The organism is Mesorhizobium sp. 131-3-5 (genome assembly GCF_016756575.1).
GTDB lineage: Bacteria > Pseudomonadota > Alphaproteobacteria > Rhizobiales > Rhizobiaceae > Mesorhizobium > Mesorhizobium jarvisii.
Map to the genome: position 1 here is coordinate 1518598 of NZ_AP023254.1, position 13409 is coordinate 1532006.

Here is a 13409-nt window from a genome sequence, read left to right on the forward strand (position 1 = left end):
CGCTATTTCATTCCACATCGGTCAGGATGAAGGGCGAGACAGAAGAACGGCGTCGGTATCTGTTGTGGGGTATTTCCGCATCGCTGATCCTGCACGTGCTTGCCGCGGCACTCCTTGTGTATGGCCTGCCCGTGCCTCCCCAACAGCCGCGCGAGGAGCAGCCAGTCAATGTCGCGATCGTGCCTGCGCCCGATCAGCCAAAGCCGAAACCCGTTCAGCCGGCGCCAAAGCCACCGGAACCGAAGGTTGAAAAGCCACCTGAGCAGAAAGTTGAAAAACAACCTCCGCCGGAGAAGCAGTCTCAGAAGCCACCGCCAGGCGAGGTCCTGAAGCCTGTTTTTCAGTTCGGCGACAAGGATACCGGCCCGCGGAAATCCCTGGACGGGGCCAGCGCTCAGGACAGTTCGCCGTCTCCGGCCAAGGATGACGATTCGAAGCCGCCTGTCGTGCCGAAGCCTGCAGACAGCCAACCTGTCACGCCGGCAGACTCCGAGCAGCAGGCCGCTTCAAGCGTCGAGATGGATAAACAACAGGCAGCCAAACAGCAGCCAGACAAGCAGGCGGCGCTCGACGCCGCCAAGCAACAGGGCGCGGCACCAGCGCCTTTGGCTGCCGATAGCGGCGGCGAGATCGAGCTTCCCACAACGGCCGAGGCACCAAAGCCCAAACCCGCAAATGCGCCGAAGCCCAGCCCTTCAAAGGCCTCGAAGTCTGCATCTCGGAACAACTCGGGCCTTCCGGGTGTTCGTAGGCTCTACTCGCAGGGCGCTACCGGCGATGCGCTGGCCACGACCGCGATGGGCGGGGTGCCTCGCGGTCAGCGTGCGGCCAAACTTTGCGCCAGCGCGTTGCAGCAGGAATTGCTGGATGCTTCCTATTTTCCCAAATGGGTACCATCTATTCCGTTGAAGGTGGGCAATATACTGGACGCCCCGGATGTCGCTTTCAGCACGACAACCACATGGTATCATCTGGGCTTTCGGTGCGAGGTCGACACCGATGCGACGAGGGTCCTATCCTTCGACTTCCGCGTGGGGGCACCAATCCCGCCCAGCGACTGGGCCGGTCTTAGATTACCTCGTCTCTAGATTAGACGCCGCCGCTAGATCTGGCCTATCGTCCCCAGATGCAAGAGCTGCGAGCAGGGGATTCGCATAACCGAAATATGGGTGCGCGATGGACGGGCATAGGCCCATCAAGAGCGCGATCTACCTACCATGTCGGTGGCTTCGATCGGGCACGGCACCTTCACGTACGCGAGAACAGCTGGCTGGTCGCGCATAATTTCGATAGGAGCTATTCGCACGCCGCTGTGTTGAAGAACGGTTTTGCACCAGGCTTGGCCGTCCCTCCGCACACCTTCACCCGCTCCCGCGGTGGCTTCGGTTGGACACGCGGATCAGGGGTATCGGGGATTTGGTTAAACGGCTTCGCGCCAGGCTTCACCACCGGCTTGCCACGCACGATTCGGCCTCCGACGATGTGGACGGCATCAATCGTGACGACGATATGTTGAATGTCCTGACGGGACGAATCGTAGGAAAGATTCCCTTTTACCGGGACGATCTCAAAATCGAGGCTCCCGCCACCTTTGGCCGTGATCGTGAAATTGCTGTCATACGCGTAGCTCTGCATGGACACCTTGGGGGGGCCGGCGGCTGCCATGCTCAGGTCCTGGACAATGGAGGCCATCCATCCCGAGAAACCTGCATCCCTGCCGCGCGCAATATTAGTATCGCAGATGCTGGGGTCTGCTTCGCTCATATCAAAATTGAACTTGACCGTCGAATTGGTCGTGATCTGCTTGTCGTTGGAAAAGGTGAACCCTGGCGTGACGGTCGCTCCCGTTGCGATCGGAATACCGGCGCTCAGGCCGCCCTTCAGAGTTCGGCCCAGTACCACGTTTACATCAAGCTCCACTTTCGCAACGCCACCTACAAGGCCACTACGGTAGTCGCGGTCCTCACTGATCGCGTAGGCAAGGCCGCATTTCATGGAGCCGATCACGTCGGCCAGTGGAACGACAGGCGTCTTGTCAGGGTCACCTTGAAGATGGGTGCTGGCGCACCCGGCAAGGGTCAGACTCACGGCTACGACCAAAGCAGTCCCCGGCCCAACGCGCATGCCAAGTCCTCCAGCATAGGCGGTATGTATTTCCATCAGAACCGGGGGCGAAGTCAATTGTTGTATTGAATAAAACAGTGCACAGCCCATAGAAATGCTGGCCGCATCTATTCACCTTACGAGCGCTTGTCGATGTAACACCGGATCTGAGCGAAGGCGCCATAGCACATGAGATGTGAGCCGTCGGGCGAAGCGACATCGTATCCGAAAACATTCTTCGCCAAAAAAGAGGTTGGCGAGTGAAACCCGCCGGCGGGTTAGCCTGAGACGTTGGCAGCGGACGTAAATTTGCTAGACACCCAAGTTGATGCAGAGGAGGCAACGGCCATTGAAATGACGGGAGCACGCGGTTCCGCATAGGCTTCGATCTCGACAGGCCCCGACAGCGGTATCAGATCATGAAGCCGAACGGCGCGGGTGTGCGGCAAGCACGTTTCTGAAACCGAGTTTCTCGCCGGGTCGACCCGTCTTGGCAGACGACTGCCTGTCGGCTTGGAGGGCCCATGGTCGTGGTTCACAACTCGCACGCGACGAACCCGATGCCAAGGGAGGGCTTCGTACGCAGTGTGAATATGCCGCCCGGGAATTCCCTGACTACCACCAACTGACGCGCAACCGGGTTGCCTCAACGAGCAATCGTTTTGGCAGAGCTCCAAGAAGCCATCGACCCCGGCAACTACTCGGTTTCGGCAGGACCATTGGCTAAATAAGGGTTGGGGGCTCCGGAGGCTCGCCGTGCCGCTTCACTATAGTAGATCAGGCCGGCACGCCGAGCCCGGACAATTGCCGGCTAATTTCTTGCCAGTCCGCGCAGACGAAATCGGCACCGGCCGCCGTCAGCCGCGCGGCGTGGTCGGCATAGGTGTGGCCGCCGCCGGTGTAGCCGATCGCCTTCATGCCGGCGGCAACCGCGCCCTGGATGCCGAAGGGCGAATCCTCGATGACGATGCAGTCGGCCGGATCGGCGCCCATCCTGGCGGCGGCGAACAGGAAGATGTCGGGCGCCGGCTTGCCGTTCTTGACCATGGAGGAGCTGTAGATCGCCTCGCCGAAGAACTGCGCCAGCCCAGTGACGGCCAGGCTGTGGTTGATGCGCTCGATGGAGGATGACGAGGCGACGCAGCGGTCGCCCTCGATCGTTTCCAGAAACGCCGCGATTCCTGGCGTCGGCTTCAATTCCTCGGTGAACAGCATCTTGGTCTCGGCCCAGATGTCGCCGGCGGCGGCAGCGGGAAACTGATGGCCGGTCAATTCCCTGATCCTGGCGATGATGTCGGACTGCTTCATGCCGACGCATTGGGCAATGATGCCGCCATGGACGCCGGGCATGCCGTGCTTTTCATAGACGCGTTCGTAGGCCCTGGCGGCCAGCGGCTCGCTGTCGACGAGAACACCGTCGCAATCGAAAATGATAGGCCTTGGTCGCGGCACGCGCTTGCCTCCTCACGTCAAATTTCGCACATCGCTATCGGCAAAAAGTCAAATGTTCAATAGTGCGATGTCTTGAGCGCGTTCTGGGGCTGAAACGGCGGGGCAGTCAAAGCTGGCGCAGCGCATCGCTTGCGCGGCCGGATCCGAGCGCCCGTTGCATGGCTTGCCGGGACTGAGCGCGGTCCGGCGTGATCCAGTTCGGCTCCGCACCCAGGAAGCGGTCGAGGAACGCCACCGCATAGGCCGGCATCTCGGTGACATTTTCGCGATAGGACCACCAGGTGCGCAGATCGTCGGCGCATTTGTCGATGCTGGGCGCCTTGCCGAACTCCTGCTCATAGATCGCCGAAATCACCGAGACGCAGTAGTTGGTGTAGAGGAAGCCTTCCGGCCAAAAGCGGATGATTTCCAGCGTGCCGGCATTGTGATCCGTTTCGATGAGTTGCGCGAGGCCGGAGATCTCCCTGGCCGGCGCCTGTTTGATCAGCTCGCGCAGCACGAGGCCGGCGGCAAAGACGATGAAGTCGGCGCGGTCGATCGCGGCGAAGCGCTTCTGCGCTTCCATGATCTCGACCCAGTCGAGAAAAGCTCGGGTCAGCTTTGCCTCGTCGATCTCGAAACGCACGCCGAACGTGTCCGAGACCACCTTGGCGCTGCCGCGGAAAGTGGCGCGAAACCAGCGCAGCTGCCGCAAGCGGTGGCGCAGGTCGGGCATAAGGGCCAGTTCATCCCTGAAGGGCAGTTCCATTTCATGCATCCCGTTTGACGACAGGCTAGCACAGCCATGCCGCCGCCGAAATCGGCAGGCGGCCCTGTGGATGGCGTGGCGGAGGCCAATATCATACATATTGACATTCGCGGAAACAAATGTTCTCACTTTGCTGTTGTCGTGCGCCGGTCCAAGGTGCGGCTCAACATAGGCTTCGGGAGGAGAACCGAATGGCGATTTGGCAGTGGGGACTGCTTCTGCTGGTTATTGTGTGGGCGCTGCAGTCGCTCGGCGTCTGGCTGCAGATGCGGCACTATTCGGATGTCTTCCGGGGCGTCACCGACCAGTACAAGGATGGATTCGTCGGAGCCGGCAATTTTCGCGGCCGGCTTGCCAAGGGCACCATCGCGCTCGTCGTGGTAACGCCCGACCTGATCGTGCGCCGCCTGATGGTGATGAGCGGCCGGTCCGTCTTCACCAAGTTCAAGAGACATGAAGAATTCGAGGGCGTTCCCCTCGATCGAGTCCGGTCCAACCCTGCGATCATGGGGGAGGGGGAACCCGGTGTGGCCGAGGCCGTGAAGCGGGCGATCGAACAGATCGACAAAGCACGGTCGGAGCCGGGGAAGAAGCCGGGCCTGGCCGGCTTGAACATAGCTAGGGCTTAGAGGACGCCGCGCACCGACTGGGATAACCGGCGGGCGGCATAAGGAGGAGAAATGTCTGTATTTTCGTTGTTGGCGCAGCATGCCGACATGGCCGTGCACAATCTGCATGTCGCGGGTGCCATGGTCTCGGATGCTGCATTGCATGGCAAGCTCGCCGTCGAGCATGCTTCCGACCATCTCGTTGTCCTTGCGCAAGCAGACAGCGGACCCATAACCGTTGATCAGTTCAAGGAAAAGCTGAAGGAAGTCCAGCAGGAAGAGCAGCTCGGCTGGCTGACCGCCATCGGCAAGTACTTCATCGGCATCTTCCAGAAGGGCGGCGAAGTGTTCGCCGGCTTCGTCACCGGCATCATTCCGACGCTGGTGGTGCTGATGACCGCCTTCTACGCCGTCACCGAACTGGTCGGCGAAGAGCGCGTGCATGGCCTGGCGCGCGGCGCCGGCAGGATTGCCTTGACCCGCTATACGCTGCTGCCTCTGCTGGCGGTGTTCTTCCTCACCAATCCGATGGCCTACACGTTCGGATCGTTCCTGGAAGAAAAGCACAAGCCGGCCTTCTATGACGCGGCCGTGTCCTACGTGCATCCGCCGCTTGGCCTGTTCCCGCACATCAATCCGGGCGAATATTTCGTCTGGGGCGGCATTCTCGTGGCTCTGCTCGAGCTCGAGAAGAAGGGCGTTGTCGTCGCCGGTTACCACGTCAAGGTGGCGATCTGGTACGCCATTGTCGGCCTCGTCGTCATCCTGCTCAAGGGCATGCTGACCGAGCGCATCACCACCATCATGGCACGCCGCCAGGGCGTCGAGCTGTAAGGGCGGGGAGGACATCATGGACAGGACATTCAAAGCCGTAAAGATCTCGCGGGGCAACACAGGCTGGGGTGGCCCGCTCGTCATTGAGCCGACCGCGCAGCGCGACAAGGTCGTCTCCGTCACCGGCGGCGGCATCCATCCCGTCGCCCAACTCATCGCCGACATGACCGGCGCCACGGCCGTCGATGGCTTCAAGGCGCCGCCAATCGAAGGCGAGATGGCGGTGGTCGTCGTCGATTGCGGCGGCACCGCACGCTGCGGCGTCTATCCGCGCAAGCGCATCCCGACCGTCAATCTGACGCCGGTCGGCCAGGCTGGGCCGCTCGCCCAGTTCATCACCGAGGACATCTACGTTTCGGGCGTGAAGCCGGCCAACGTCACAATGGCGGACGGGTCCGAGGCGGTCACCACTGCGGGGGGAGCAGCATCGATGAGTTCAAGCAATAACACTGCTGCCGCAGCGCCACAGCCGCTGCCGAGCGAAGGCGGGCTGATCGGCCTGATCAGCTCGATCGGCCGCGTCATGGGCCGGGTGGTCGGCATCTTCTTCAATTCCGGCCGCCGCACGATCGACCAGGTGGTGCGCAACGTGCTGCCGTTCATGGCCTTCGTGACCATGCTCATCGGCCTGATCCTCTACACCGGCATCGGTGATGTGCTCGCCCAGCCGATGGGGCCGCTGGCCAACAACATTGTCGGCCTGCTGATCATCTCGGCCATTTGCGGCCTGCCATTCCTGTCGCCCATCCTGGGGCCGGGCGCCGTCATCGCGCAGGTCATCGGCGTGGCCATCATCGGCCCGCAGATCGCCAACGGCACGATTTCGCCGGCGATGGCTCTCCCGGCGCTGTTTGCCTACAATACCCAGGTGGGCTGCGACTTCGTCCCCGTCGGCCTGGCGCTCGGTGAGGCCAAGCCGAAGACGATCGAAATCGGCGTGCCGGCGGTGCTCATCAGCCGCCAGATCATGGGCCCCGTATCCGTGCTGATCGCATGGGTCGTCAGCCTGATCGTGTTCTAAGGAAATAAGAGAATGAGGTTCGCCACATGTCGGTTCTGCTGAGAACACGGGTCACTTCCATCGGGCCCGAAGTGGCGGATCTTGCCGAAGGGGGCGTGCTCATCCTGTTTGCGGATGGCTCGCCGCCGGAGCTTGCCGAGGTTTCGGTGCTCCACAAGACGGAGCTTGGACCCAGCGACGGCGCGCCGCAAAAGGGCGCGTCGATCACCCTTGGTCCGGTTTCCGCCGTCATAACCGCCGTCGGCTCCAGCGCATGGAGCAAGGTGCTCGAGATGGGCCATGTCGTTATCTCGTTCAATGGCGCCACCGAGGCCGAAAGGCCCGGCGAGATCTGCGCATCGCAGGTCGATGCCCAGGCGCTCGTGGCCGCCCTGAAGACGGACGCGATCATCACCATCGCCGCGTGAAGCATTCGCGCCGCGACGCATCTGGTTTCGGCTCCAGAGCAATTCCAGGAAAAGTGTGAAACGGTCTTCCGCCCGGAATTGCGTTAGAACAAAGAGTTAGAGCAATTCGTCGTTTCTGGACGAATTGCTCTAGGAAAAGCAGAGTATTTGCCATGGAACGCTCGACCATCGTCAGAGTGCATGAAGGTTTGCACGCCCGTCCTGCCACACGGTTCGTCAAGCTCGCGAAGGGCTTCGAATCCGATGTCGAGTTGGTCAAGGACGGCAAGGCGGTCAGCGCCAAGAGCTCCGTCAAGCTGATGCTGCTGGCGGTCAAGGAAAACCAGGAAGTCACCGTGCGGGCGAACGGCGCCGACGCCATCGAGGCGATCGAAGCGCTGATCGGCTATCTCGAAAACCCCAAGGCGGGTCTCGACGACGAAGCCGAGCCGCAGCGCCCGGCCAATGATGCCGGCCAGGCGGCATCCGCATCGGCACCCCAATCCGTGCCGGCTGCAGCAGGCGAAGCGAACGGCTTGCGCGGTGTCGCGGCAAGCGAGGGCGTCGCGATCGGGCCGGCCTTCGCACATTTCCCGCCCGAGATCGCCGGACAGGGCCGCATGCTGCAGGCCGAAGAGATTGCCGGCGAGATCGACAGGTTCCGTGCCGCGGTCGCCGCCGTCCAGGCGCGCATGGACCGGGCCTTGGCGCAGGACAGCCTGTCGGCCGCAGACCGCGGCATCGTCGCGGCACTCAGGGATATCGCCGCCGACGACAGCCTGACCGGCGAGGCCGAAAAGGCGATCAGGGGCGGCAACGACGCGGTCTCGGCCGTCATCACCGCAGCCTCCACGATCGCCGCCGATTTCAGCGCGGTCGACGATCACTACCTCAATGCGCGGGCCGACGATGTCCACGCCGTCGGGCGGCAGATCTGTCTGGTGCTGCTCGGCCAGGACGACGTCAGCCTCGAAAGCATTCCCGAAGGCGCCATTCTGATCGCCGACGACATCGGCGCCTGGGATCTGGCTCGGGCGCCGCTGAAGCGCATTGGCGGGGTGATTTGCGGCCATGGCGGCGCCACCTCGCACATCGCCATCATCGCGCGCTCGCACGGCATTCCGGCGGTGCTGGGCCTCGGCGACCAGGTCAATGCCTTGCGCATCGCGCGCGACGTGGCGCTCGACGGCAACACCGGCCATGTGATCATCGATCCGGACGAGGCGACGCGGGCCGACTATGCCGGCCGTGTCGAAGCGGCGGCGAAGGAGCGCGCCGGCCTGACCGTCTTCAAGATGGTGACGCCGAAACGTGCCGACGGCAAGGTGATCGAGGTCGCGGCCAATATCGGCTCGCTGGAGGAGATCGAGGCGGCGCAGGAAGCGGGCGCCATGGGCGTCGGCCTGTTCCGCACCGAACTCCTGTTCATGCGTCATATGCACCTCCCCTCGGAGGACATGCAGGCCGAGACCTATGCGGCACTGGCCAAGGCCTTCGCGCCCTATCCGGTCATCGTGCGCACGCTCGACATCGGCGGCGACAAGCCTATCGCCGGCATCGAGTTCCCCGATGAGGAGAACCCCTTTCTCGGCTGGCGCGGCATTCGAATGTGCCTCGACCGGCCCGATATCTTCAAACGCCAGCTCAGGGCGCTGCTGCGGGCGGCCGTGCACGGCAACATCAAGGTGATGCTGCCGATGGTGTCCGATATTTCCGAAGTGACGCGCACCCGCGCACTGGTCGATGAATGCGCCGCCGAACTCAAAGCCGAAGGCGTGCCGCATGCGACATTCGATCTCGGCGTGATGATCGAGACCCCGGCCGCCGTGCTGATCGCCCCGGCGCTGGCCAAGGAAGTGGCCTTCTTCTCGATCGGCACCAATGACCTCACCCAATACATCATGGCCGCCGACCGGCTCAACCCGACCGTCGCCAAGCTCAACGACGTCACCAATCCGGCGGTCATGTCGGCGATCGAGCTGACGGCCAAAGCCGGCGTCGCCGCCGGCATCATGGTGGGCATGTGCGGCGAGGCCGCCGGACGCCCGGATCTGATCCCGGCCTTCATCGAGATGGGTCTGACCGAGCTTTCGATGAGCCCGGCCTCGATCCAGCGCGCCAAGAAAACGATCACGGCCATGACGGCCGGGGACTAGATTTCCGGAAGCGCTGCTGGAGCTTACGGCAAATGCGCAAGCAAGGTGGCAAAGACTGGTGTCAGTTCCTCGACCGGGCTTGCCTTGGCGCAGGCCTGCGCGATGCGGTCGTGACGGATATCGGCAGCCAGGATCGCGATCTCCAGCATGTCGGGCTCAGGCGCGCCGTCGCGGCCAGTTGTCGCCAGGCCGCAGGCCAGAACCACCGGCGCCAGGCAGCTTATGTCGAGCGCGCGCTCCCCGGCCGTTTCCGGCGCGGCTTCGCCAAAGCGCACCGGACGCTGGCTGAGCAACTCGACCAGCAACGCCGCGCAAGTGGCCGCGATTGCCTGCAGTCCCGCGCCCGGCGCGGTCAACGCGGCCAGCAGATCACCATGGCGCTTGCGGATCGTGGCATGCGCGGCGGCGAAATCGGCTTCGTGGATGCGGGCATTGTCGATCTTCAGCCCGGCGAGCACCGCCTTCGTCAAATAGTACATGTCGCGCCGGAACAGGCGCTCGGCGCTCAACTGCCGCTCTTCGTTTCCGGCCGGAAAATAGGTGCCGAGGCCTTTCACGGTCGTGCCGTCCACCTTGATCGGGCGCTCGTGCGGGACAAAGGATTCAGCGATCGACAGCGCCTCGTCGACGGCGCTGGCGGCATGGCTGAGCAGGCCTTCGATGCCCTTGCCCGGAAACGGCGGCAGATGGCTGGTCGCTTCGCGCAACAAGCTGGCGTCGCCGGTGCCGTCATGGCGGCTTTGCCGGATGATGTCGCGGACCTCCCGCAACCGGTCCTTCAAATTGACGCGGACGTCTTCGGAGATTTGTCGGAGCATCGCGGTCTGCCTCGAAAGTGTCTTGCAGGGCGGCCGGCGAGGGGCCAGCCACCGACTCTACATTGTTCCTATCGATTGGTAGATCAATAGGCGATACTAGACCAGCATGCAGAATCGGCGACGGCGCGCTCTTCCGTCGCCGCGGGGGAGGGATGATTGGCCAGGCGACGACAGACGGAAGAAGGGCGGGCAGGAGCAGAGGCGACCGAGCAGGTGGCCAGTGAAAGCCGGACGGACCGCCTCAGGATTCGCGCCGCCTGGATGTATTTCGTCGAGCAGATGACGCAGAACGAGATCGCCGACGTGCTTGGCGTCGGCCGCGTCACCATCGTGCGCATGCTGGCCGAGGCGCGTTCGCGCAACGAGGTGAAGATCACCATCGAGAGCGAATTGTCGGAGATCGTGCGGCTGGAGCGCGCGCTGGAGCGGACCTTCGGCCTGCAGCAGGCGCTGGTCGCCCCGCTCACCGCGCCGAATGCCGATCCGATCCCGGCAATCAGCGCCAAGACCGGGGCTTTCCTGTCCGACACGATGAAATCCGGTATGCGCGTCGGCGTCGGCTGGGGCCGGACGCTGTTCTCCAGCCTGCCCTTCATCAGCGCCAAGTCGCTCACCGATTTCAAGGTCATTTCGCTGCTGGGTGGTGTCGGCGTCGTGCGGCGCTACAACCCGGCCGAGTTCGCCTGGCGCTTCGCCCAGATATTCCAGGGCGACGGCTATCTGATCCCGACGCCGGCCGTCGTCGATAGTGTCGAGACCAAGATCGCGCTGGTCGAGCGCTGCGGCCTGCAGGAGGTCTTTGAAATGGCCAACGTGCTCGATGCGGTTCTGCTGAGCGTCGGCGGCATCGCCTCGGCCACCACCTTCTCCCGCGGCGGCTTTCTCAGGGAAGCGGACCGCGAGGCCCTGCTCGAGCGTGGCGCCGTCGGCGACCTTCTGTTCCATTTCTTCGACCGCAATGGCGACCTGGTCGACCATCCCGTCAACAGCCACGTGATGTCGGTGGAAGTCGACCGTCTGCGCGCGGCGCCAATCCGCATCCTCACCTCCGGCGGCGAGGAGAAGACCGAGGCGCTGCTCGGTGCGATGAACCTGATCGCGCCGACGATCCTGATCACCGACGAGGAAAGCGCCAAGCGCATGCTCGAGGCGGTCAGCCCAAGCTGAAGGATGCCGTGATGTAATCGGGCCAGGCCTGCTGCTCGTCGAAGACGGCGGCGAGATCCGGTGTGTCCGCCAATATGCCGCCGAGCACCAGAGCCGTGGCGACGCCGACACCTTTGCCGCCAGCAATGTCGTGCTCGACGCTGTCGCCGACGCAGACGACGCTGCCGCGCTCAGGCTCACCGGCCAGCGCCAGGGCCGCAGCGAAGATCGCGCGATAGGGTTTGCCGATGCGGGTGACGCTGCCGCCCAGGCTTTCGTAGAGATCGGCGATCTCGCCGGCGCCGAAGCGCGGCCCTGCCGCCGTCAGCATGATCCTGTCCGGGTTGGTGCAGAAGCACGGCACCTTTCGCGCTGCCGCCGGGGCGAGCAGTTGGCGGTAATGGTCGAGGTCGTGGCGGTCGCCTTCGCTGGCGGAGATCAGCACCAGTTCGGCGTCCTCACCGGCCTCGGTCAGCACAAAGGGCAGGCCCTCGATCGCCGTGCGGTCGTTGTCGCGGCTGATCAGCAGGCATTTTGTCCCCGGACGCAGCTTTCCCGACGCCGCCATGTCGTTGAAGGATCGCCACGCCACCTCGCCGGAGGAGACAAAATGATCCCAACTGCCGGCGGCGAAGCCGAGTTTCAGCAGGCGGTCCTCATTGGGCTTGGCGCGCTTGCCGGAATTGGAGATCAGCACCACCGTCTTGCCGGCGCGCTTCAGCGCCAACAATGCCTTTACCGCGCCTGGATAAGGAGCCTGGCCGTCATGCAGCACGCCGAACTGGTCGAGCAGGAACACCTGGTAGCGCTCGGCCAGCGGCCCGATACCGTCGAGGCGTTCGATCTTCTTCGCACTCATGCCAGTCCTGCCTTGTTTGCGCCCTTCAGCGCCAGCCGCGCCGTGCCGGCGGCCGCCTCATCGGAAAGTGTCGGCAGGAAATCGACGCCGAGCTTGCGCCGCCGGATATCAGTCCAGGCCGGATTTGCGGCGCCGCCGCCGACGCTCCTGACAGAGGTCAGCGCCGGCGCGCCGAGCTCGGCCAGCCTGCGGTAGCCGAGCGCCTCGATCGCGGCCATGCCTTCGAACATCGCTTTGAGATAGTCAGCATCATCAGCTGGTCGCGGCGAAAGACGCGGCGGCAAGGTGGGATCGGCGATCGGAAAGCGCTCGCCCGATGCGCCGAGCGGATAATAGTCGAGCCCGGTTTGCGTCGTGGGGTCGATTGCCGCGCTGAGTTCGATGATCCGCGCCAGCGGAAAATACTGCGCCAGCACCTTGCCGCCGGAATTCGACGCGCCGCCGGCCAGCCAGGTGTCGCCGAGGCGATGGCTGTAGATGCCGAAGCGCGGCGCCGAGATCGGCCGGTCGGAGAGGATCTTGATGGTGAGCGAAGATCCCAGCGCCGTGACGCCGTCGCCAGCCGTCGTGGCGCCCGTCGCCAGGAACGAGGCACAGCCATCCGTGGTGCCGGCGAGCACGACCACATCGCGCGGCAGTCCAAACAGTTCCGCGGCGGCCGCGGTGAGCGTGCCGGTGACGGCACCCGGCTCGACGACATGAGGCAGCAAGTCCACGCGCATGCCGGTGGCTGCGATCCAGTCCGGCCAGCGGCGCGCCTCGACGTCATAGCCTGTCTTCAGTGCATTGTTCTCGTCGCTGACGTCGAAGCGGCCGGAGAAGTTTGCGGCGATCCAGTCGGCCTGGTGCAGCACGGCCGCGATGCCGGGCAGATGCTGGAACAGTAACGCCTTGGCGAGGCCGGAAGTCGCGCCGTGCGCGGCGCTCGCGTCCGGCGCCTCGCGGGCGACGGCTGCCAGGATGTCGGCGTCGTCGACCTTGTCGTTGTACATCAGCGGCTCAGTCAGCGGCCGCCCGACGGCGTCGACCGGCAGCAGCGTGCCCGACGTGCCGTCGACAGCGATAGTGCGGACAGCAGCGCGGTCGATGCCCGAAAGCAGTTCCGTCAGAGCCGCCTGGACCGCTTGCCACCATGCCGAGGGGTCGCGGGGATTTTGGCCGAATCTGTCGAGTCGAACGGCGGACTGGCCGGCAATGGAAAAATCCGGGCGCATGGCGACGGCGCGCGCGCCCGACGTGCCGATGTCGATGCCGATGACAAGGGGCATCATGTCTTCA

At 63.9% G+C, this 13409-nt stretch carries 13 protein-coding genes; 7 read left to right on the plus strand and 6 right to left on the minus strand.

Features of this window, described 5'->3' with window-relative positions:
- Positions 1-26: 26 nt before the first annotated feature.
- A complete protein-coding gene (locus JG747_RS07450) occupies positions 27-1088 on the plus strand; it encodes a DUF930 domain-containing protein (protein WP_202361483.1) in 1062 nt (353 codons plus the stop codon).
- Between the two features lie 208 nt (positions 1089-1296).
- Here JG747_RS07450 and JG747_RS07455 read toward each other — a convergent pair whose 3' ends face one another.
- From JG747_RS07455 to JG747_RS07465, 3 genes are all read right to left on the minus strand, one after another.
- Complete coding sequence (locus JG747_RS07455; RefSeq protein WP_202361484.1) at positions 1297-2124, minus strand: hypothetical protein; 828 nt, start codon at positions 2122-2124, stop codon at positions 1297-1299.
- A gap of 756 nt (positions 2125-2880) precedes the next feature.
- Positions 2881-3555, minus strand: a complete 675-nt coding sequence (locus JG747_RS07460; protein ID WP_202361485.1) for an HAD family hydrolase — start codon at positions 3553-3555, stop codon at positions 2881-2883.
- Between the two features lie 106 nt (positions 3556-3661).
- Positions 3662-4303 (minus strand): hypothetical protein, encoded by a 642-nt coding sequence (locus JG747_RS07465; RefSeq protein ID WP_038653435.1) that lies wholly within the window; start codon positions 4301-4303, stop codon positions 3662-3664.
- Between the two features lie 191 nt (positions 4304-4494).
- Between JG747_RS07465 and JG747_RS07470 the strand changes: the two genes are divergently transcribed.
- The 5 genes from JG747_RS07470 (at position 4495) to ptsP (ending at position 9308) form a co-directional block, all read left to right on the plus strand.
- Positions 4495-4932 (plus strand): transcriptional regulator GutM, encoded by a 438-nt coding sequence (locus JG747_RS07470; RefSeq protein ID WP_027047457.1) that lies wholly within the window; start codon positions 4495-4497, stop codon positions 4930-4932.
- A 51-nt stretch (positions 4933-4983) separates the two neighbouring features.
- Complete coding sequence (srlA, locus tag JG747_RS07475) at positions 4984-5745, plus strand: PTS glucitol/sorbitol transporter subunit IIC (RefSeq protein WP_027047456.1); 762 nt, start codon at positions 4984-4986, stop codon at positions 5743-5745.
- A gap of 16 nt (positions 5746-5761) precedes the next feature.
- Complete coding sequence (gene srlE / locus JG747_RS07480; RefSeq protein ID WP_038650011.1) at positions 5762-6766, plus strand: PTS glucitol/sorbitol transporter subunit IIB; 1005 nt, start codon at positions 5762-5764, stop codon at positions 6764-6766.
- 26 nt (positions 6767-6792) lie between these two features.
- Positions 6793-7173 (plus strand): PTS glucitol/sorbitol transporter subunit IIA, encoded by a 381-nt coding sequence (locus JG747_RS07485; protein ID WP_038650009.1) that lies wholly within the window; start codon positions 6793-6795, stop codon positions 7171-7173.
- A gap of 152 nt (positions 7174-7325) precedes the next feature.
- Positions 7326-9308 (plus strand): phosphoenolpyruvate--protein phosphotransferase, encoded by a 1983-nt coding sequence (gene ptsP / locus JG747_RS07490; protein ID WP_202361486.1) that lies wholly within the window; start codon positions 7326-7328, stop codon positions 9306-9308.
- 23 nt (positions 9309-9331) lie between these two features.
- On the opposite strand, the gene JG747_RS07495 is transcribed toward ptsP, so the two are convergent.
- Positions 9332-10126, minus strand: coding sequence for a hypothetical protein (locus JG747_RS07495; protein WP_019861513.1), 795 nt, complete (start codon positions 10124-10126; stop codon positions 9332-9334).
- 156 nt (positions 10127-10282) lie between these two features.
- Between JG747_RS07495 and JG747_RS07500 the strand changes: the two genes are divergently transcribed.
- Positions 10283-11293, plus strand: a complete 1011-nt coding sequence (locus tag JG747_RS07500; RefSeq protein WP_027047454.1) for a sugar-binding transcriptional regulator — start codon at positions 10283-10285, stop codon at positions 11291-11293.
- Here the strand turns inward: JG747_RS07500 and JG747_RS07505 are convergent.
- Together JG747_RS07505 and JG747_RS07510 are read right to left on the minus strand one after the other, a co-directional pair.
- Positions 11280-12131 carry a TIGR01459 family HAD-type hydrolase gene (locus tag JG747_RS07505; protein ID WP_019861511.1) on the minus strand — a complete coding sequence of 284 codons (852 nt, stop codon included), beginning with the start codon at positions 12129-12131 and terminating at the stop codon, positions 11280-11282. The genes JG747_RS07500 and JG747_RS07505 overlap by 14 nt on opposite strands.
- A complete protein-coding gene (locus JG747_RS07510) occupies positions 12128-13402 on the minus strand; it encodes an FGGY-family carbohydrate kinase (RefSeq protein ID WP_019861510.1) in 1275 nt (424 codons plus the stop codon). The genes JG747_RS07505 and JG747_RS07510 overlap by 4 nt, the downstream gene beginning before the upstream one ends.
- Between the last annotated feature and the right edge of the window lie 7 nt (positions 13403-13409).